Source organism: Microbacterium marinum (genome assembly GCF_014204835.1).
Lineage (GTDB): Bacteria > Actinomycetota > Actinomycetes > Actinomycetales > Microbacteriaceae > Microbacterium > Microbacterium marinum.
In genome coordinates, this window is sequence record NZ_JACHMD010000001.1 from 1103139 (window position 1) to 1122053 (window position 18915).

At 68.6% G+C, this 18915-nt stretch carries 15 protein-coding genes; 10 read left to right on the forward strand and 5 right to left on the reverse strand.

Translation table 11 applies throughout. The annotated features are described in order from the left end of the window. The first annotated feature begins 21 nt into the window (after positions 1-21). From BKA24_RS05280 to BKA24_RS05290, 3 genes are read left to right on the forward strand one after another with little or no spacing between them, the layout of a single operon-like run. Entirely contained in the window at positions 22-1281 is a 1260-nt protein-coding gene (locus tag BKA24_RS05280) for a UDP-N-acetylglucosamine 1-carboxyvinyltransferase (protein WP_184215867.1), read from the forward strand. Beyond that, positions 1272-2288 carry an NAD-dependent epimerase/dehydratase family protein gene (locus BKA24_RS05285; RefSeq protein ID WP_343065943.1) on the forward strand — a complete coding sequence of 339 codons (1017 nt, stop codon included), beginning with the start codon at positions 1272-1274 and terminating at the stop codon, positions 2286-2288. The genes BKA24_RS05280 and BKA24_RS05285 overlap by 10 nt, the downstream gene beginning before the upstream one ends. Next, positions 2285-2797, forward strand: a complete 513-nt coding sequence (locus BKA24_RS05290; protein WP_184215869.1) for a serine O-acetyltransferase — start codon at positions 2285-2287, stop codon at positions 2795-2797. The genes BKA24_RS05285 and BKA24_RS05290 overlap by 4 nt, the downstream gene beginning before the upstream one ends. 8 nt (positions 2798-2805) lie before the next feature. Here the strand turns inward: BKA24_RS05290 and BKA24_RS15900 are convergent, their stop codons facing one another. Further along, positions 2806-4293 carry a lipopolysaccharide biosynthesis protein gene (locus tag BKA24_RS15900; RefSeq protein WP_343065944.1) on the reverse strand — a complete coding sequence of 496 codons (1488 nt, stop codon included), beginning with the start codon at positions 4291-4293 and terminating at the stop codon, positions 2806-2808. Positions 4294-4540: 247 nt separating this feature from the next. Here BKA24_RS15900 and glf point away from each other — a divergent pair, with 247 nt between their 5' ends. From glf to BKA24_RS05310, 3 genes are all read left to right on the forward strand, one after another. Continuing rightward, positions 4541-5680 carry a UDP-galactopyranose mutase gene (gene glf / locus BKA24_RS05300; RefSeq protein WP_184215873.1) on the forward strand — a complete coding sequence of 380 codons (1140 nt, stop codon included), beginning with the start codon at positions 4541-4543 and terminating at the stop codon, positions 5678-5680. 64 nt (positions 5681-5744) lie between these two features. Further along, a complete protein-coding gene (locus BKA24_RS05305; RefSeq protein ID WP_184215875.1) occupies positions 5745-6536 on the forward strand; it encodes an ABC transporter permease in 792 nt (263 codons plus the stop codon). Beyond that, on the forward strand, positions 6536-7270 hold the full coding sequence (locus BKA24_RS05310) for an ABC transporter ATP-binding protein (RefSeq protein ID WP_184215877.1): 735 nt from the start codon (positions 6536-6538) through the stop codon (positions 7268-7270). Before BKA24_RS05305 ends, BKA24_RS05310 begins: the two co-directional genes overlap by 1 nt. 9 nt (positions 7271-7279) lie before the next feature. Here BKA24_RS05310 and BKA24_RS05315 read toward each other — a convergent pair whose 3' ends face one another. Genes BKA24_RS05315 through BKA24_RS05330 form a run of 4 tightly spaced genes read right to left on the reverse strand, consistent with a single transcriptional unit; the run spans position 7280 to position 12941 of the window. Continuing rightward, positions 7280-8239 carry a glycosyltransferase gene (locus BKA24_RS05315; RefSeq protein WP_184220457.1) on the reverse strand — a complete coding sequence of 320 codons (960 nt, stop codon included), beginning with the start codon at positions 8237-8239 and terminating at the stop codon, positions 7280-7282. Between the two features lie 11 nt (positions 8240-8250). Continuing rightward, entirely contained in the window at positions 8251-10161 is a 1911-nt protein-coding gene (locus BKA24_RS05320; RefSeq protein ID WP_184215879.1) for a glycosyltransferase, read from the reverse strand. A gap of 54 nt (positions 10162-10215) precedes the next feature. Then, a complete protein-coding gene (locus BKA24_RS05325) occupies positions 10216-11544 on the reverse strand; it encodes an O-antigen ligase family protein (protein WP_184215881.1) in 1329 nt (442 codons plus the stop codon). Further along, positions 11541-12941 carry an O-antigen ligase family protein gene (locus BKA24_RS05330; RefSeq protein WP_184215883.1) on the reverse strand — a complete coding sequence of 467 codons (1401 nt, stop codon included), beginning with the start codon at positions 12939-12941 and terminating at the stop codon, positions 11541-11543. Before BKA24_RS05330 ends, BKA24_RS05325 begins: the two co-directional genes overlap by 4 nt. Positions 12942-12980: 39 nt before the next feature. On the opposite strand from BKA24_RS05330, the gene manA reads away from it, so the two are divergent. From manA to BKA24_RS05350, 4 genes are all read left to right on the forward strand, one after another. Then, the gene (gene manA / locus BKA24_RS05335) at positions 12981-14120 is read left to right on the forward strand and encodes a mannose-6-phosphate isomerase, class I (protein ID WP_184215885.1); all 1140 of its coding nucleotides are present in this window, start codon (positions 12981-12983) and stop codon (positions 14118-14120) included. Positions 14121-14262: 142 nt separating this feature from the next. Further along, positions 14263-14583: a WhiB family transcriptional regulator gene (locus BKA24_RS05340; RefSeq protein ID WP_184215887.1), complete on the forward strand. Its 321-nt coding sequence runs from the start codon at positions 14263-14265 to the stop codon at positions 14581-14583. Between the two features lie 66 nt (positions 14584-14649). After that, entirely contained in the window at positions 14650-17517 is a 2868-nt protein-coding gene (locus BKA24_RS05345; protein WP_184215889.1) for a glycosyltransferase, read from the forward strand. Then, complete coding sequence (locus BKA24_RS05350) at positions 17514-18905, forward strand: DUF5719 family protein (RefSeq protein ID WP_184215891.1); 1392 nt, start codon at positions 17514-17516, stop codon at positions 18903-18905. The genes BKA24_RS05345 and BKA24_RS05350 overlap by 4 nt, the downstream gene beginning before the upstream one ends. The last annotated feature ends 10 nt before the right edge of the window (positions 18906-18915 follow it).

Genomic DNA, 18915 nt, shown 5'->3' on the forward strand with positions numbered 1-18915 from the left:
TGGGCCGATAGGCTGGACGACATGCCAGATTACCAGAGTTTGCTTGTGTCGAAATCGAGGCTGGAGGGCCGCGTCGCGGTCGCCGGAGCCAAGAATTCGGCCTTGCGGCTGCTCGCCGCGTCCATCCTCACGGACGAGCCCGTGCGACTCACCAACTACCCTGCGGGGCTCCTGGACGCTCAGATCCACGTGGGCATGCTCGAGGCCCTCGGGAAGTCCGCGACGACTGTGGGAACCGACGAGATCCGGATCACGCAGACGGCTCCGCTCTCCACACAACTCGTCTGGCCGGGCCGTTCGATCCGCAACACCCTGCTCATCCTCGGCACGCTCACTGCGCGGTATGGCGCGGCCGCCGTACCGCTGCCCGGCGGGTGCCGGCTCGGTGAGCGTCAGTACGACATCCATGTGAACCTCCTCGAGCAGCTCGGGGCACGAGTCTGGGACGACGAGGCGTACCTCTACGCAGAAGCACCGAACGGGCTTGTGGGCACCGACCTGCACCTGCGGCTGCGGTCGACGGGTGCGACTGAGAACGCTGTGCTCGCGGCGACCCTCGCGAAGGGCACGACACGGGTGTGGAATCCGCACATCCGACCCGAGGTGCTCGACCTGATCGCGATGCTCAACTCGATGGGCGCGAAGATCACGGTCCACGGACAGGAGCACATCGAGATCGAGGGAGTCGAAGCTCTCGGTGCCGCCGACTACTCGGTCATGCCGGACAACATGGAGGCGCTCACCTGGTTGGTCGCCACCGGCGCCACGGGTGGCGAGGTGGAGATCGCGGGGTTCCCAGTGCACGACCTCGAGGTGATCCTGGCTCACCTTCGGTCCGCGGGCGCGACCTATGAGCAGCGCGACGGCTCGCTCTTCGTCCGGGGTGAGCACTGCTACCCGTTCGAGATCAGTACCGGACCGCACCCGGGCATCAACTCCGACGTCCAGCCGATCATGGGCGCCTGGGCGGCGCGAGCTCGCGGTGAGTCGAAGATCATCGACCTGCGGTTTCCGGGGCGCTACGGATACGCGGACGAAATGGCGAAAATGGGCCTGACGTCGCGGGTGGAGGGCGATTGGCTCCACATCCAGGGCGCCGACGGGAAGCTCACGGGCGCCTCGGTGCGCGCGCTCGACCTGCGTGCAGGCGCGGCGTTGGCGATCTGCGGGCTGATGGCTGACGGCGAAACGACCGTCACCGATGCGTGGCAGATCTCTCGCGGGTACGTGGACTTCGCCGAGAAGCTCCGCTCGCTGGGCGCGGATGCGGCGTGGTCGTGAGGTACTTCGTCACCGGCGTCGCTGGGTTCATCGGTTTCCATCTTGCGCAGCGTCTCCTCGCCGACGGACACGAGGTGCGTGGCTTGGATGCCGTCACGGCGTATTACGACCCCGCGCTGAAGCGCGCGCGGCTTGACGTGCTCGAGCAGCACCCGAACTTCAGCTGGGTGCACGGCAGGCTTGAGGACCCGGCCGCCCTGGCTGAAGCCCTCGACGGCCACGAATCCGACATCTGGGTCCATCTCGCAGCTCAAGCCGGCGTGCGCTACAGCCTGGAGAATCCGGAAAGCTACATCAGCGCCAACCTCGTCGGTACGCAGGCGATCTTGGAAGCGGCCCGGCAGCGTTCGCCGAAGCACCTCATGATCGCGTCGACGTCCTCGGTGTACGGCGGGAACACGAAGATTCCTTTCAGCGAGACCGATTCGTCGCACTTCCCCGTCTCGCTGTACGCGGCCACGAAGAAGGCCGGCGAAGCGCTCAGCCACTCGTATGCCCACCTGTTCGACGTGCCGACCACCTGCTTCCGGTTCTTCACGGTGTATGGACCTTGGGGGCGGCCGGACATGGCGCTGTACAAGTTCGTCGAGCGCATCGAGCGCGACGAGCCGATCGACGTCTACGGTGAGGGGCGGATGTCGCGCGACTTCACCTACGTCGACGACCTCATCGAGGGCATCGTCGCGCTCGCGTCCCGCCGGCCGGAACTCGGCAAACCCGTCGGCCCTGACGGGATCGATTCGCTGTCGCCGGTGGCGCCGTGGCGCGTCGTGAACATCGCGGGCGGGAGCCCGATCGGACTGATGGACTTCATCGATGCGGTCGAACACGTGACCGGGAAGGTCGCGCAGAAGAATCTGCTGCCGATGCAGCCCGGTGACGTCGCCGCCACGATGGCCGATCCGACCCTGCTCCGCGAGCTGGTCGGCGCCGTTCCCGAGACGCCGCTCTCGACCGGCGTGCGAGCGTTCGTCGACTGGTACGCGGAGTACCGTCGGACGCGATGAAGATGAAGCGTGGACTGCAGGAGTTCGCGGGTGTGCTCATCGGCGCACCCGGCCCGAGTGTGCGCCGGAGCCTGCGCCGCATGGCCAAGGTCCGCGACCGCAACCCGATGGTCGCGAGGTTCATTTCGGAGCGAATGGCAAGACGCTTCGGGGTCTACATCAACCCCAAGTCGATTTTGGCTTCGACGGTACGGATGCCGCACCCGGTCGGCATCGTCATCGGCGAGGGCGTCCGCATCGGGGAGCGGGTCAGCATCTATCAGAACGTCACACTCGGCGGAGCGCGGGTCGGTGACTGGCAGGCCGGCAATTACCCGGAGGTCGGCGACGACTCGACCATCTTCGCAGGCGCCGTCATCGTGGGCGCGGTGAAGATCGGGCGGCATGCGGTCGTCGCGGCGAACGCTGTCGTGACGAAGGACGTGCCCGATCACGCAACCGTCGCAGGTGTCCCTGCTCGTGTCGTTCGCGTCGCGGATCCGGAAGGCCCGGTTGTGCCCGCGTCGTAGCACTCGCGCTAGCGGCCCTTGACGGCCAGGCGGACGAAGCGTGCCAACGTCCCCGCGTCCGAACGCACTCGCGGGGATGCCAGGATGATGATGCCGCACCACAGACCGGCCGCAGCGACGCCCAAGAGGACGACCCACAACGGGGCCAACGGCACGAAGAGGGCGACGACGAACGAGGCGACTCCGGCGGGGGCTCCCACCAACGCGATGATGCGGACCGCGTCGAGCAGGAGAGGCCGGACCGAGAGGCCGGTAGCTCGACGCACCCACCAGAGCGACAAGAGCCAGAAGACGCACCAGCCGAGCGCGCCGCCGGCCGCCACCCCGACGGGACCCCAGATCAGGCCGATGAGGATGAGCACAACGATGATCGGCTGACCCACCAGGCTGAGCCGGAGCATCGATTTGGTGCGGTCTTCCACCACGAAGATCCAGTTCGCCACCTGCTGGATCGAGCGGAACACCGAGCCGATCGCGAGCACCGAGAAGATAGGCCCTGCGGCGGCCCAGGTCTCGCCCAGAAGGAGCGTGATCAGCGGCGTCCCGACGCCGGCGGCGACGAGCAGCACCGTGGCAGTCACGTAGCAGGCGATGAGCTGTGCGTCGCGAAGTCCCGCCACGTAACGTTCTTTGTCGTCCTGGACGCGGGCGAGCACCGGTACCGCCACACGGCTCATCGGCGAGTTCAGCAGCACCAGGGGGGCGACAGCCAACTGGTACGCCTGGTCGTACAGGCCGACGTCTCGGGGACCGTACGCGCGGCCGATTGCGATGCTGTCCACGTTTCGCGTCCCATACGACAGCAGCTGAACGCCGGCGAAGCGGAATCCGAAGCCGATGAGCGCTTTCATCCCGGGGGCGCGTCGAGGCAGGCTCGGCCACCAGCGCGCCAGCGGCACGGTGAGCAGGACGGCGACGACGGCTGTCGCGAGCTGCTGCACGACGAGTGCGGCGAGCCCCTGACCCCCGACGGCGAGCCAGATCGCGAGCGCCAGGGCGATGACAGGCGCGGCGATGTCGATGACCGCGAGTCTGGCGAAGCGGAGGTCGAGATTGATCGCCACCCTGAACTGGGTCGCGAGTCCGTTGAAGACGTAGATCGGCGCGATCCATTGCACGACCGGGACCAGCTCATCGATGCCGTAGAACGCGGCGAGCGGCCAGGAGAGGCCGAAGATGATCGCCCCCAGGGCGAGGCCGATGCCGGTGTTGATCCAGAACAGGTTCGATCGCTGCTGTTGGGTGAGGTCGGTCCGGCGCAGCGCGGCCCAGGAAAGCCCGGAGTCGCGGAGGATCTCAGCGATGCCACTCACAGCCACCACCATCGCGACCAAACCGAAGTCGGAGGGCGCGACCATTCGGGCGAGGATGATCGTGCCACCCAGCAGGACAAGCGATCGACTCAGTTGGGTCACCAGCGTGACCGCGCTGCCGCGGGCCGCGCGTGCTCGTAGCGATGGACCTTCTGGAGTCGCGGGAGGTTCGCCGTCTGTCACGAGTTGCTCTGCTTTCCGTCGCGCTCGATTCGCGGATCGTGCACCGCGTCGGGTCGCGGTGGGCCCGCCGGCGACCGTCCTCGACTCTACGCTGTGACGCGACGCGGAGGCGTCCGCACGCTGGCGGGAAGAGGCCCTTCGCTCAGGGCAGATGAATCCGTGTCGGGTAAGATCGGTGCGCCGCGGCGGTGCATCTCCCGCCGCGTCGCCGCGTCTGCGGCATCCATCTCACGAAAGCGCGAAACGCATGGATCTCCTCATCGTCGGCTCCGGCTTCTTCGGGCTCACCATCGCCGAGCGCGCCGCGGCAGCCGGGCGCAAGGTCACCGTCATCGACCGTCGACACCACATCGGCGGAAACGCGTACAGCGAGGACGAGCCCGAAACGGGCATCGAGGTCCACCGCTACGGCGCGCACCTGTTCCACACCTCCAACGCGACGGTCTGGGAGTACGTGAACCGCTTCACCGCGTTCACCGACTACGTCCACCGCGTTTACACGAACCACAAGGGCGTCGTATACCCGCTGCCGATCAACCTCGGCACGATCAATCAGTTCTTCCAGGCCGCCCACTCGCCCGCCGAGGCCAAAGCACTGGTCCAAGAGCTGGCTGGCGAGTTCGACGCCAAGAACGCGGCGAACCTCGAGGAGAAGGGCATCGCCCTCATCGGCCGCCCCCTCTACGAAGCGTTCATCCGCGACTACACCGCGAAGCAGTGGCAGACCGACCCGAAGGACCTGCCGGCAGAGGTCATCAGCCGCCTTCCCGTCCGCTACAACTACGACAACCGGTACTTCAACGACACATGGGAAGGGCTCCCGGTCGACGGCTACACCGCGTGGCTGGAGCGCATGGCCGACCACGCGAACATCGATGTGCGGCTCTCCACGGACTTCTTCGACGAGTCGCAGCCCTTCAACAAGCAGGCGACCGTCGGGCAGCTGCCCATCGTCTACACCGGACCCGTTGACCGCTACTTCGACTACGCGGAGGGCGAGCTCAGCTGGCGCACGCTCGACTTCGAGGAAGAGGTCGTCCCGGTGGGCGATTACCAGGGCACGAGCGTCATGAATTACGCGGATGCCGACGTGCCCTACACTCGCGTGCACGAGTTCCGCCACTTCCACCCGGAGCGTGCCGAGCGGTATCCGACCGACAAAACGGTCATCATGCGCGAGTTCTCGCGCTTCGCGACGCGTGAGGACGAGCCGTACTACCCGGTCAACACGCCGCAGGACCGCACGGGCCTCCTGGCGTACCGCGAGCTCGCCAAGGGCGAGCAGGGCGTCCACTTCGGCGGCCGCCTCGGCACCTACCAGTACCTCGACATGCACATGGCGATCGGTTCGGCGCTGTCGATGTGGAACAACGACCTCTCGGCGTGAACACCGTGCGGCGCGGAACCGGCGCTTCGCATCGGCGCACGATGTCGCGGCCTAGACTCTCACAGTGACCACTGCTGTCGTCGGCGCGCCGGGATCGGCCAAGCGCTACGTGCATTCGCTCTGGTTGCTGTCGGGGCGAGATCTCAAAGTGCGCTACTCCACGAGCGCGCTCGGCTATCTGTGGTCGATCCTCGATCCCCTCGTCATGAGCGGCATCTACTGGTTCGTCTTCACCCAGGTGTTCTCGCGCACGGTCGGCGAACAGCCGTACATCGTGTTCTTGATCGCGGCGCTCCTGCCGTGGGTGTGGTTCAACTCGGCGGTCTCGGACTTCACCCGAGCGTTCAACCGTGACGCGCGCTTGGTTCGGTCCACGGCGATCCCGCGCTCCATCTGGGTCAATCGGATCGTCCTGAGCAAAGGCATCGAGTTCGCCTTCTCACTCCCCGTGCTCGTCGCGTTCGCCGTGCTCGGTGGCGCGACGGTGGGATGGAACCTCGCCTGGTTCCCCGTCGCGATGCTTCTCCAAGCCGTTCTTCTGACGGGACTCGGGCTCCTCATCGCGCCTCTGTGCGTCCTGTACACGGACCTGGAACGCACGACGACGCTCATCCTCCGCGCCCTGTTCTACGCCTCGCCGGTGATCTACGGGGTGCACGACCTCCCCGGCGTCTTCGGGCAGCTCATCGCCTTCAACCCTCTCGCAGGGATCTTCTCGCTCTACAGGGTCGGCTTCTTCCCCGACCAGTGGGACACGATGTCGATCGTCGTCGGCGCGTCGATGAGTTTCGGCATCCTCGCGCTGGGGATCATCACGTTCCGCTCCCTTGAACGACCGATGCTGAAGGAACTGTGATGTCGACCGCCATCGAGGTGCGTGATCTCGGCATCCGCTTCCGGAAGAACCGGCGCGGGCGCCGCACCTTCAAAGACCTCTTCGCTCCCGCCTCGCGCCGTGTCCGTGCAGGCGAGTTCTGGCCGCTCCGTGATGTCGCGTTCGCCGTGCAGCCCGGGGAAGCGATCGGGGTGGTCGGTCGTAACGGGCAGGGCAAGAGCACGCTGCTCAAACTGGTCGCCGGTGTGCTCATCCCCGATGAGGGGAGCGTGCACGTCCGAGGTGGTGTCGCGCCGCTGATCGAGATCACGGGTGGCTTCGTGGGTGATCTGACGGTGCGCGAGAATGTGCGACTCGCTGCCGGCCTGCACGGTATGACCAGCGCGGAGATCACGCGACGGTTCGACGGGATCATCGATTTCGCGGAGCTGCGGGACTTCATCGACACGCCGTACAAACACCTCTCCAGCGGGATGAAGGTGCGACTCGCTTTCGCCGTGGTTTCTCAGCTCGACGAGCCGACGCTGCTGGTGGATGAGGTGCTCGCGGTCGGCGACAAGGCGTTCCGTGAGAAGTGCTATCGACGGATAGACGAGATCCTCAAGGGCGGGCGCACCCTCTTCTTCGTGAGCCACAACGAGAGGGATCTTCGCCGATTCTGCACGAGGGGCCTCTATTTGGATAAGGGCCGCCTGATCATGGACGGTCCCATCGCCGACGTTCTCGACCGATACAACGCCGATTACAACGCCTGAGCAGGTCGCTCAGGCGGAGATCTTCAGCGCTGGCATCGGCTGCCACGCGGCGTCTCGTGCGAGCTCATGCCCATCACGGAGGCCCCGGATCAGATGGCTGGTTCCGCGGTATGTGCGTTCGACGAAAGCCAACCGGATGAGTTCCTTCGCGAACGTCAGCGCGGTGCCCAACGCGAATCGCACCGGCCGGTACGCGCCGTGGGCCCGGAAGTAGTGCTTCATGTAGCCGCGATTGCGCATGATGTAGTACCGGTACATATTGCTCGATGCGTTCAGATGACGCACGCCCATGTCCCATTGCGCGATCTCTCTCGTGCGTCGCAGCACGAACTCGTCGACGATCACCGACGTGGTCTTTCGTGAAGCGAGCCACCCGTAGATGGAATCGTCCCAGTAGATGAAGAATCGTGGGTCGGGCAGTCCGATCTCCGCCACCACGTCCCGATGGATGAACATGCCTTCGAAGCAGCCGCTGTTCATCTCGCGGTAGCCGGACGAATCGAATCCTGCGGGTGCGAAGGGAATCGGGATGCCGAGGGGAATGGACAGGCGATACTGCCAATAGAACTCGCTGCCGTCGAAGTCGTATCGACGCCCCTGGATGCTCTTGAACCGCGTGCTCCATCGACCCATCTTCGCGAGACCGTCAGGCAAGACCTCGACGTCGTCGTCCATGAGCCACATCCATGTCGATCCGGCCTCGTAGGCCAGGCGCATCCCTTCGCTGAAGCCGCCCGATCCGCCGGTGTTCGAGTCGAGGCGACGGTAGATGAGTTCTACGCCGATCCGCTCGCGGAAGGATTCGACGACCACGCCGGTGTCATCCGTCGAGGCGTTGTCGACCACGACCACTCGTCCGGGCTTCGGGTCCATGAGCGTGATGCTCTCCAGGAGCCGAGAGAGGAGATGCGAGCGGTTGAACGTGACGACGGCGATCGTCGCCGAACCGGGCTCGAACCCGGTGGGCATCGGGTCGCCGGTCACTTCGCCTCGTCGAAGATGCGACGCCAGGCCTCGGGGGACACCAGGTCCGGCAGGGCCGCGCGGTACTGGGCCGACAGTACGTTCCAACGTCGACGCAGCTTTCCGTGCAGGAGGAAGGTGCCGATCAGCTGGCTGCGGAAACGGGCTCGGTCGCGCGTGTACACCTGCTTTCCACTCCCGTCAGCCGAGCTGACGAGGACGCTGTCGAAGCGAGGGATGCGCCACCAGTTGGCGTCGCCCTTGCCGAATTCGACCTCGGGGGTGTCGATGTTCTCCTGCTTAGGCGCATGCAGCCAGTGCGAGATGAGCGAGATCGCGGTGAAGAGACGCAGACGTAGGCCCGTCGGGCTGTGGAACTCGCGCCACTTCACCTGGCTGTACACCTGGCGCCCACCACGTGACCGGAGGACGCGCCCGACGTCTTTGTGCACCACGGTCTCGGCGAATTGAGCACCCATCGCGCGGGCGTCAGGCATCGCGGTGGCGAGGTTCTCCAGCATGTGCTCGGGGCCGCGGAGGACATCACGCAGGGCTCGCGAGCGCAGCGCAGTCGGGTAGTACTGCATCATCATCAGGTGCTTGATGTCCACCCGCCTGCTGTGCCGGATGAGTGTCCCGCCGAGTGGGGCGCGCGAATGCAGGAGGCCGGCCACGATGCGGTTGCGTGCGTGGAAGTACGCCTGCCAGTCGATCGCGTCGTCCTTGCCGAGCCACGAGACGTGCCAGAGCGCCACGCCCGGCAACGAGACAGTGGGGAACCCCGCCTTACCTGCTCGTAGGCAGTACTCGGCATCGTCCCACTTGATGAACGCGGGAAGCGAGAGGCCCACTTCCTGGATGGTCTCTTTGGGGATCAGACACATCCACCAGCCGTTGTAGTCGGCATCCATCCGCAAATGGAGGATGGGGTTCTGGCGCAGGTTCTGCGTGCCGAAGTCGTGGGGCATCCGCTCCTGGAACAGATTCCGCCACATGAACGGGTGGTCGTCGACGACCTCTGCCCACGCGTGCAGCTTCGGTCGGTCCAGCAGGTCGAACATGTGACCGCCGACGAGGGTCGGGACCGTCGTGTAGCGACCGAAGACGATCGAGCGACGCAGCGCTTCGGGATCGATGCGGACATCATCGTCGAGAAGCTGGACGAAGTCGCTGTCCGGCCGGTCGAGCGTCTCCAGCATCGCGCGGGCGAAGCCTCCCGACCCTCCGAGGTTCGGCTGAGTGATCACCTGCAGCGTTTCGCCGAGACCGGACGCGAGAGCGGGATACTCCTCGCGCGCGTCGACCCGCTCGGTTCCCTGATCGACGACGAAGATGCGGTCGATGTAGTCGAGGACGTCGGGGGCGTCCAACAGGCTCCGCAGCGTCGTGACGCAGTAGTCGGGCTTGTTGTACGTCGTGATGCCGATCGAGGCTTTGCCTCCGCGTACCGGGTCCTGCTCCGTGGTCCATCGCCCGCCGAGGAGGATCACATCCTGATCGTCGGCGACGACGTCGAACCAGATCCATCCGCCGTCGGTGTACTGCGTCAGATCGAGGTCGACGTCTGTGACCGACGCGCCTTCGACCTCCCGGGTCTCGATGCGCTGATGGATTCCCGCGCCATTCGAGCGGTAAACCAGCAGCGTTCCCTTGCCTTGGAGCTCGACGGTCAGCCTGATGGCGCGAACGGAGGTCCAGTGCTGCCAGTACGACGCGGGGAAGGCGTTGAAGTAGGTGCCTAAGGACACGCGCCGGCCCGCAGGAACACGGGTGCTGGTGCGGCTGAGAACGTTGCCCAGGTGCGCGCGGTTGCTGACGCGAACGCCTTCGCCCTCGATTGTCGACCAGATCTCGGGGTCGGCGTACAGCGGCAGGATGTCGGGGTCGCGGTCGAGGGGGAAAACGACGTTTGCGAGGACGTGGGTCAAGGGGTCTCTCCGTGATCGGTCCGTCGGCGCCGGGTCGCCGGGCCGCCCGCCAGCCTACCCGGCCTGGCTGTGGCCTCCCGGTGAGGACGGCAGGGTCGGCTCGGCCGTCCGCGACTCGAGCCGTTCACGCCAGGAGCGGGACTGGCCGGCGCGAACGGCGCAGACGACGAGAAGCAGCCAGCCGATGCCGAAGAGGGTGAAGCTCTCGAAGACCGAGACGACGGCGAGGGCGGCGACCATCAGCGGTGTCCAGGCATGGACGGCGGCGCGTCGTCTGCTCGCGTCGAGCCACGAACGCGCGAAGGTGAACACGAAGAAGGCGGCGAACACGGCGACGCCCGCCCAGCCCAGCTGCAGGAGCACGTCCATGAAGGCGTTCAACGCCGTGGTGTGGCGTTCGCCCAGGAGGTAGTTGATGACCGCGAACGGTGACTCGCGCAGGTCCCACGGGCCGAACCATCCCCAGCCCTGCACCGGCTGGCGGCGGACGTAGAACTCCATCAGCCGCCACAGCTCGGTGCGCATGGAGAGGTCGTCCGCGGCGCCCAGCAGGTCGATGATCTGCGAGCGCTGGACGTACGCGGCGATGCCGCCGATCGCCGCCACGCCGGCGAGCGACCACTGCACCGGCGTCCGCCGCTCGAGCGGGAGCTTCCGCACCAGGTACAGGACGCCGGCCACCGCGGCGACGGCGACCACCAGCACGAACACGGTGGGGGAGGCGGAAAGCAGTGCCATCCCGGTGGCGAGGGCGATGGATGCCACGGCGAGGCCGGTCCGGACGGAGCGTGTCCGCAGTTCGATCGCGAAGGTGATGAGGGCGATCACCGAGAAGAATCCGAGCATGTTGCGGGTGCCGAAGACGCCCTGAATGGGGCCGAGGTGGGCGATGTCGCCGCGGATGCCCAGGAACGGGAACGGCATGTCGAAGATGACGCCCGCCAGGACCTCCAGCCCTAGGGAGACGAGAAGCAGGAGCCGTGCCACGTCGCCGACGGCTCGAACCGTCTGAAGTGTGTCTCTGATGTGCCCGATCGTGACGGCGAGGAGGGCGATCGCCGCTGTCGACACCCATCGGGCGAGACTCGCGCCGGCATCCGGGCTCCAGAACACGCTTGCCAGCGACCACAGCAGGAAGACGAGCAGGGTCGTCGGCACGAGGCGCAGCAGGGACAGTTCCCGGCGGCGGACGACGAGCACGGCGACGGCGATCAAGCACTCGGCCGCAATGATCGTCACCAGGGTCGCCCGGCCGGCGATGCTCTCGATCGCATGGGTGCCGGCGATGCTCGTGAGCACGGCGACCGTGAACACGCGAGCGAAGTCCGCCGATCCCAGCAGCTCGCCGAGCCATGCGCCGCCGCGCCGGTCGATCGCCCTCATCGCTCGGCGGCGAGATCGCCCTGCTCGCCGAGCAGTCGCTGTTCGGACGGACCTCGACCGACGAGCGGTGCCTGCTTGATCTTGAAGGCGAACATGACGAGGAACATCCACCCCCAGCTGAGGAGTGGCGTGGATTCGGCGATGCCCTGCACCAGCAGGATGGCGCCGGTGAGGGTGGGGAGGAGGGTCACGGGGGAGTAGGGCCGGTCGGCGACCAGGTCCCAGCGTGGCCGATCGACCGCGAAGAACCAGGAGCGCCAGATGAAAGCGAGATAGGCGCCGACCAGCAGCACGACACCCACGACGCCGAGCTGGAGCATCGCGTCCAGCCACATGTTGTGCGCCTGCATGACGGTGACGCCGTGGTCGACGATCCATCCGTCGAAGGCCGGCTCGGTCGGGATCCACGGTGTCGAGAAGCCCCACCCGAGCACGGGGTGCTCCTGGGCCCGCGCCCACACGTCGATCCAGATCGCCTCACGGCCGGTCAGGTCGCTCGAGCGACCGAGTGTGCGGAACAGCTGGTCGCGGCCGAACCAGACGGCGGCGACCGCCGCGACGGCGACGGCGGCGTAGGCGATGTAGTAGCGCGTGCGCTCGCCGGCGCGGGAGGTCGTGCGCATGAGGAGCACGGTGAGGAGGACGACGACGACCGCGACGCCGGCCACGGTGGCGGTGGCCGATCCTGCCCGGAAGAACAGGTATCCCGCCAGTGCGATCCACAGCAGCAGGACGGGGCGCCGCGGCGCGCGGGAGGCGTATCGGATCGCGAAGACCACGATCGCCAGGAGGGCGATGTAGGCGAGGGCGTTGGAGTTGCCGAAGACGCCCTGGACACGTCCGCCGTCGAAGAGGTTGTCGCGCGACCACAGCACGATCGGGTCGTCGACGGGTCCGTCGGGGCGCTCGAAGTGGGGGAGGATCGGTCCCGCCCAGACGAGGCTCACCCAGAGCTCGAACAGGATCGAGAGGGTGAGGATCCACTTCAGCGCAGACGCGATCGACCGCACCAGCTCGCGCCAGGTGAGGACGGCCCCGACGAACAGGGCGTGGAGGGTGGTGATCAGCAGGAGCGTGAGCGTCGGGATGCTCGCGCCGATCCAGTGAGTCCACAGGAGGGAGGCGAGGGCCCACACGACGTAGCCGAGGGCGTACCACGGCAGACGAGGCCACTGCACGCGCGGTCTCACCGACACCCAGATGATCGCGGACACGACCGCGATCGAGATCCCCAGGACGGATGCCGCCGTCTCGCCGAAGGCCACGAGGGGCGTCGTCCCGGACAGTGCCATGGCGAGCACGAAGATGCACCAGCCGCGCAGCAGCTGGTGGCTGGTCTTCTCCCTCACCGGAGCCGCCGGCGGGGCGGCGATCGGGTGCGCGGTGTGTACGGCCATGGTGAAAGCAGAGTATCGCGCGCACCCTAGGCTGGAGCCGTGCTGGAGACCCTCTCGAACGCGCCACGTGACTATTCCTGGGGATCGGTCGACCTGATCCCTCAGCTGCAGGGACGCGAGCCCAGCGGCATCCCCGAAGCGGAGATCTGGTTCGGGGATCACCCGGGCAGTCCCGCTCGGGTGGCGGGTCACCAGACCCTCGCGGAGGTGAGGTCGGCGGCGGGCAAGGCGCCCCTCCCGTACCTCCTCAAGATCCTCGCCGCGTCCTCCTCCCTGTCGATCCAGGCGCACCCGTCGGTGGCGCAGGCGGTGGCGGGATTCGAGCGGGAGGATGCCGCGGGCATCCCGGTCGACGCTCCTGAGCGCACGTACCGCGATCGCAACCACAAGCCGGAGATCATCGTCGCGCTCAGCGAGCGGTTCCGCGCCCTGGTCGGGCTTCGTCCCGTGGCGCGCACGCGGGAGCTGCTCGGAGCCCTGGGTGAGGCCGGCGGCGTGGCTTCCCTGCGCGAGGCGCTCGCCGGAGCGGATGCCGCGTCGGCGCTGCGCGAGGTCATCGCGCAGATGCTGGAGGGCGGGTCCGCCGACGTCGTCTCGGATGTGTCGGCCGCGATCGTCGTCGCTGACGCCCCCGGTTTCGAGGAGGAACTCGACGTCCTCCGAGCGATCGTGCGCGATTTCCCCGGCGACCCCGGCATCGTCGTCGCGCTCCTCATGAACCTCGTGGTGCTCCACCGGGGCGAGGCCGTGTTCGCGCCGGCCGGAGTCCTCCACGCCTATCAGGACGGTCTGGGTGTCGAACTCATGGCGGCCAGCGACAACGTGCTTCGGGGCGGGTTGACTCCGAAGCACATCGATGTCGCCGAGCTCCTCCGCATCGTCGACACCCAGCCGGGCGTCCCCGCGATCCTCGGGCGACGCGACGCGGCGGAGCCGATGGTCTTCGACGTGGGGGTGGCGGATTTCCGGCTGCGGCGGGTCACGTCGTCCTCGGACGGCGAGGTCGCGATGGCGCTCGCGGGACCGACGATCGTCCTCGCCGTGTCGGGCGGCCCTTCCGTGGCGACGGCCGGGCGGGAGATCGATCTCGCCCCGGGCGAGGCGGCTTACGCCGACGACGAGACGGAGCTCATCCTGCGCGGAGAGGGAACGGTCTACGTCGCCGAGCCCGGTAGCTGATCCCGCGACACGCCGTGGCGCCCTCAAGAAGATTCAATGTCGGGTTGAGGGTTTACGATTTGCGACTTGACCGGAGCGAATCACACGGGTGTAATTAAGGCCACGGCCGCATCGCGGCAGGGTCTACAGGTGGGAGAGCAAGATGACGGGTTACCGTTCCGGCGTTCCCGAGAATTGGTTCGTCGACCCGGTCAATCTCGGTGTCCCGGGCGTCCGTCGCCCGGTCGAGACCGACGAAGAGACCGCTCTCGCGTGGCAAGCCGACGCGCTGTGCGCCCAGACCGATCCCGAGGCCTTCTTCCCCGAGAAGGGCGGCTCCACCCGCGACGCGAAGCGCATCTGCACCTCGTGCGACGTGCGGGGCGAGTGTCTCGAATACGCGCTGCAGAACGATGAGCGCTTCGGTATCTGGGGCGGGCTGAGCGAGCGTGAGCGTCGCAAGCTGAAGCGCCGCGCGTCCTGACGGATTCACGCCATCCCGGGCGTCGCTGCCGTTTCGACGGCACCGCCCGCCTAGGCTGACCTGGTCATGCCCGCCCGAGTACACGCGCTGCTGGTCGTGCGCCCATCCGGGCGCGGCCCGACCGATCTGCATCTGAGCCGCACCCTGCGTGCGCTCGCTTCGCAGACCCGGCGTGCCGACCTGCTTACGGTGGTGCTGTGCGGCCCGGATGACCGTCTGCGCGAGCTCGCGGCGGAGTCCGGTGCCGAAGCGGTGATCGTCGCCTCGCGGGGGACGAGCTTCGCGGAAGCCCTGCGCCTGGCCAGCCGTCGCGTCGCCGGCGACGCGGTGTGGCTGCTCGCGCAGGACACCGCGCCGGCGCCCGACGCACTGGCCCGCCTCACGGGGGCTCTCGAGACGGCTCCGTCGGTGGCCATGGCCGCACCGAAACTCGTCGGGTGGGACGACCCCGCGCAGATCGTGTCGCTCGGCGTCACGATGACCCGCACCGGCCGGAGCGTCGGACTGGCCGATGGTGAGCTCGACCAGGGGCAGCACGACGCCGTCGAAGACGTCTTGGGCGCCGACGTCCGCGGAGTCCTCGTCCGCTCGCAGGTCTGGGCGGCGCTCTCCGGGCTCGACCCCGCGCTCGCCGGCAGCGACGAAGGGCTCGATCTCGGTGTCCGCGCCCGACTGGCCGGAGGCCGGGTGACGCTCGCCCCGGGTGCGCTCGTCGCCGTCGCCGGGGACGGTGTCGCCGGCGCCCCCACGGCTCGCACCGCGCGCGCACGCGGACGACGCGCGTACGCGGAGCGCACCGCGCAGCTGCACCGCCGGTTGGCCTACGCGCCGTCGTTCGCGGTCGTTCTCCACTGGCTCGCGCTGCTTCCGCTCGCGCTCTGGCGTTCTCTCGGTCATCTGGTGGCCAAGCATCCCGGCAGGATCGGCCCCGAGTGGGCGGCCGCACTGACGGTGCTGTTCCGCATCCCCTCGCTCATCCGCGCACGCCGGCTCATCTCACGCGTGCGCCGTGTGTCGTGGACGCAGCTCGCGCCACTGCGCATCGGGCGGCGCGAGTTGCAGCAGCGCCTGGACGACGGCGGTCCCTCGGCGGGATCGCGGGAAGAGCTCCGCTTCTTCAGCGGGGGTGGTGCGTGGGTGGTCCTGGGTGCTTTGGCGACGTCCGTCCTCGCGTTCGCGTCCCTCCTCGCGTGGCCGGTGCTCGGCGGCGGCGCACTGGCGCCTCTGCGTGCCGGGGTCATCGCGCTCTGGACGGATGCCGCATACGGACCGCGCGCGCTCGGATGGGATACGACGGGTCCGGCGGATCCGTTCGCGGCGGTGATCGCCGTCATCGGTTCCCTCTCGCCCGCCGAACCCTCCCGAGCGCTCGTGATCCTCTGGGTCCTGGCGCTCCCGCTGGCGGCGCTGGGAGCGTGGTTCGCGGCGACGCGGGTCACCGACCGTTCCGTGCTCCGCGCGGCGGTGGCCTTCGCGTGGGCGGTGGCGCCGACCTTCCTCGTCGCGTTGACCGACGGGCGACCGGCAGCCGTGATCCTGCATCTGACGCTGCCGTGGCTTTTCTACACCGGCGCCGCAGCACGCCGCTCCTGGAGCAGCGCCGGCCTGGCGTCGGTTCTCCTCGCCGTCGCCGTCGCCTGTGCGCCGGCGCTTGCTCCCGCGGCCGCCGTCCTCTGGCTGGCCGGACTCGTCCTCACGATCGCCCTCCGACGGGGTCGGGGGGCGGGCCGCATCGCGTGGCTCGTGGTGCCGACGGTGGCGATGTTCGCTCCGCTCGCGTGGCGGCAGATCTCCGACGGCAACCCCGCCGGGCTCCTCGCGGATCCGGGGCGCGCCATCTGGGCGGCTCCGTTCGGCGTGGAGCCGCTCGACCGGCTCCTGCTGGTGTTCGGGTATCCCTCGGCGGATGCCGCAGGGTGGACGGCCGTCCTCCAGGGGCTCTTCCCCGAGGGGTCCTCCGTCGCGTGGCTCGCTCTCGTGTTCACTGCCCCTGTTCTGCTGCTGGCCGCAGCGGGGCCCGTCCTCGGACGGCTCGTCCCCGCCGTGCTGGGAGTGATCACGGCTCTCTCGGGCATCGTGACGGCGATCGTCGCGTCGGGCATCTCGGTGGCGGTCGGGCTGTCCGGCCCGGTGGCGCTGTGGTCCGGCTCCGCGCTGAGCCTGGCGTGGGCGGGCCTGCTGATGTCCGCAGCCGCGGGCCTGGACGGCGTCCGTCGGGCGGACGGGGTAACGGTGCGTCGGGGTGCGCCGATCGCGGCCTCGGTCCTCATCGTCTTCCTCGCCGTGGGCTCCCTGCCGACGCTGTCGGCGCCCGTCCGCGGCGAGGCATCCATCGCCGACGGCCCTGCCAGCACCCTGCCCGCGTACGTGAAGACGGCGGGGAGCGAGGGCGAGCGCGCCGGCGAGCAGACGGCCACGCTCGTGCTCACCGCGGGGGAGGACGCCGGGTTCACGGCATCCGTCGTCTGGGGGGCGAGCGAAACGCTCGGCGGTCAGACCACGCTCCAGTCCACCCGTACCGCCCTGTCGGACGGCGACACCGCGCTCGCGCACGTCACCGCCGATCTCGTCAGCTCGGCCGACGGCGACGTGGTGAGCGTTCTCGCCCGACACGGCGTCGCCTACGTTCTGATCGACGAAGCGCGGGACGAGAGCGACGTGGCGCGGGCGGCGCGTCTGAACGCGCAGAACGTCCTCGACCAGCGGAGCGACCTCATCAGTGTCGGCAGCACCGCGCGCGGTGAGCTCTGGAGCGTGGGGGGCTCCATCGCGGAACGCAGCGCCGATGAGTCGGCCGGTCCGACGGGCAGCCGCATCGCCCTCCTCCAGCTGGGCGTCATCGCGATCGCCCTGCTCCTGGCCGTGCCCACCCGGACGAGTCTGCGCGACGCGCGTCGGCACCCCCGCGTGATCGGATCGAGGAGGAACGCATGACCCGTTCGAGCTCCCGCATCAGGATCGCGGTCGGCGCGGTCATCAGCGCAGCGGCGATCGCCGCCGTCGCCCTCGCCGTGCCCGCGTCCTGGCCCACGTCGCACCGCTCGGCGCTGTCGGTGACGGCCGATCCCGAGCCGTCGACCTCGCTCCTGGCCTGCGGGGGCGGGGTGCTCGCCATCGGCCGGGATGCCGCGGACGTCTCCGCACTCGCCTCCGCCGCACCCCAGCGTCTCACCGTCGGGGTGACACCGGGTGCGCCCGACCCCGAGGTTGCGGACATCGCCCCGGCGGATGTGCCGGGCGCCCCTGCGGCCGGCTCGTTCGCCGCCGAGCCGATCGACCGGGAGCGAACCGATCTCGCCGCCGCCGGATCCGCCACCGTCGACGACGCCGACCTGGCCGGCTTCGCGGCAGCCGCCTGCACGCCGCCGACGATGGAGTCCTGGCTCGCCGCCGGAAGCGGACTCACCGGCGCGGCCGACCTCGTGGTGCTCGCGAACCCGGGCGACGTGGCATCCCGTGTCGAGCTCACCGTCTTCGGGGCTGCGGGCCAGATCGCTCCCGACGCCGGTTCCGGCGTCCTCGTCCCACCGCGATCCCAGCGTGTCGTCCCGCTGGCGGCGCTCGCGCTCGGCGAGCAGAGCCCGGTGGTGCTCGTGACGGCGACTCAGGCTCCGGTGCAGGCCACCCTGCAGTCCTCCCTGACCCGCACCCTCGTTCCGGGCGGGATCGATCAGAGCGTGCCGACCGCCCTGCCCGCCGCACGGCAGGAGATCCCCTCCTTCACCGCAGTCGGCGGGGACTCCACCGCAGACACGCTGGTCCGCGTCCTCGCACCGTCGAACGCAGCCACCGCGACCGTGACCGTGACGTCCATCGACTCCGGCGAGCAGGTCTACCGCACCGATCCGCTCGCCCTCGAGGCGGGGATCCCGCTGGAAGTCGATGTGGCGACCCTTCCGACGGGCAGGTACAGCGCCACCGTCGAGGCGGACGCGCCGGTCGTCGCCGCGCTCTGGGCGGCGACGGGTGTCGGAGAGGGGTCCGACTTCGCCTGGTATGTCGCCGCGGAGAGCATCGATGTGCCGAGCCTGCTCGCGGTTGCCGCGGGCCCCGATCCCCGGCTCGCGGTCGTCGCCGACCCCGACGAGGATCGGACGATCGTCCTGACCGAGGATGCCGGTGCCGGCACGTCCCGCGAGATCACGGTCCCCGCGGGCGACGCGGTCTCCGTCGCCCTCGACGGCGGGACGACCTACCGGCTGGATCCCGGCGAGGGCGGTGTGCACGCGAACGTCACCTTCGCGGGCAGCGGAGCGCTTGCCTCGTACCCGGTCGTGCCGGCCGATGCGGCCGCCGCTCCCGTGGTCGTGCGCCCCCGCTGACGGGACGCGC

Excerpts from the sequence above, each read along its gene's own strand:
- BKA24_RS05280 (WP_184215867.1), top strand. The coding sequence starts at position 22 with ATGCCAGATTACCAGAGTTTGCTTGTGTCGAAATCGAGGCTGGAGGGC.
- BKA24_RS05290 (WP_184215869.1), top strand. The coding sequence starts at position 2,285 with ATGAAGATGAAGCGTGGACTGCAGGAGTTCGCGGGTGTGCTCATCGGC.
- glf (WP_184215873.1), top strand. The coding sequence starts at position 4,541 with ATGGATCTCCTCATCGTCGGCTCCGGCTTCTTCGGGCTCACCATCGCC.
- BKA24_RS05310 (WP_184215877.1), top strand. The coding sequence starts at position 6,536 with ATGTCGACCGCCATCGAGGTGCGTGATCTCGGCATCCGCTTCCGGAAG.
- BKA24_RS05315 (WP_184220457.1), bottom strand. The coding sequence starts at position 8,239 with ATGCCCACCGGGTTCGAGCCCGGTTCGGCGACGATCGCCGTCGTCACG.
- BKA24_RS05325 (WP_184215881.1), bottom strand. The coding sequence starts at position 11,544 with ATGAGGGCGATCGACCGGCGCGGCGGCGCATGGCTCGGCGAGCTGCTG.
- BKA24_RS05330 (WP_184215883.1), bottom strand. The coding sequence starts at position 12,941 with ATGGCCGTACACACCGCGCACCCGATCGCCGCCCCGCCGGCGGCTCCG.
- BKA24_RS05340 (WP_184215887.1), top strand. The coding sequence starts at position 14,263 with ATGACGGGTTACCGTTCCGGCGTTCCCGAGAATTGGTTCGTCGACCCG.
- BKA24_RS05345 (WP_184215889.1), top strand. The coding sequence starts at position 14,650 with ATGCCCGCCCGAGTACACGCGCTGCTGGTCGTGCGCCCATCCGGGCGC.
- BKA24_RS05350 (WP_184215891.1), top strand. The coding sequence starts at position 17,514 with ATGACCCGTTCGAGCTCCCGCATCAGGATCGCGGTCGGCGCGGTCATC.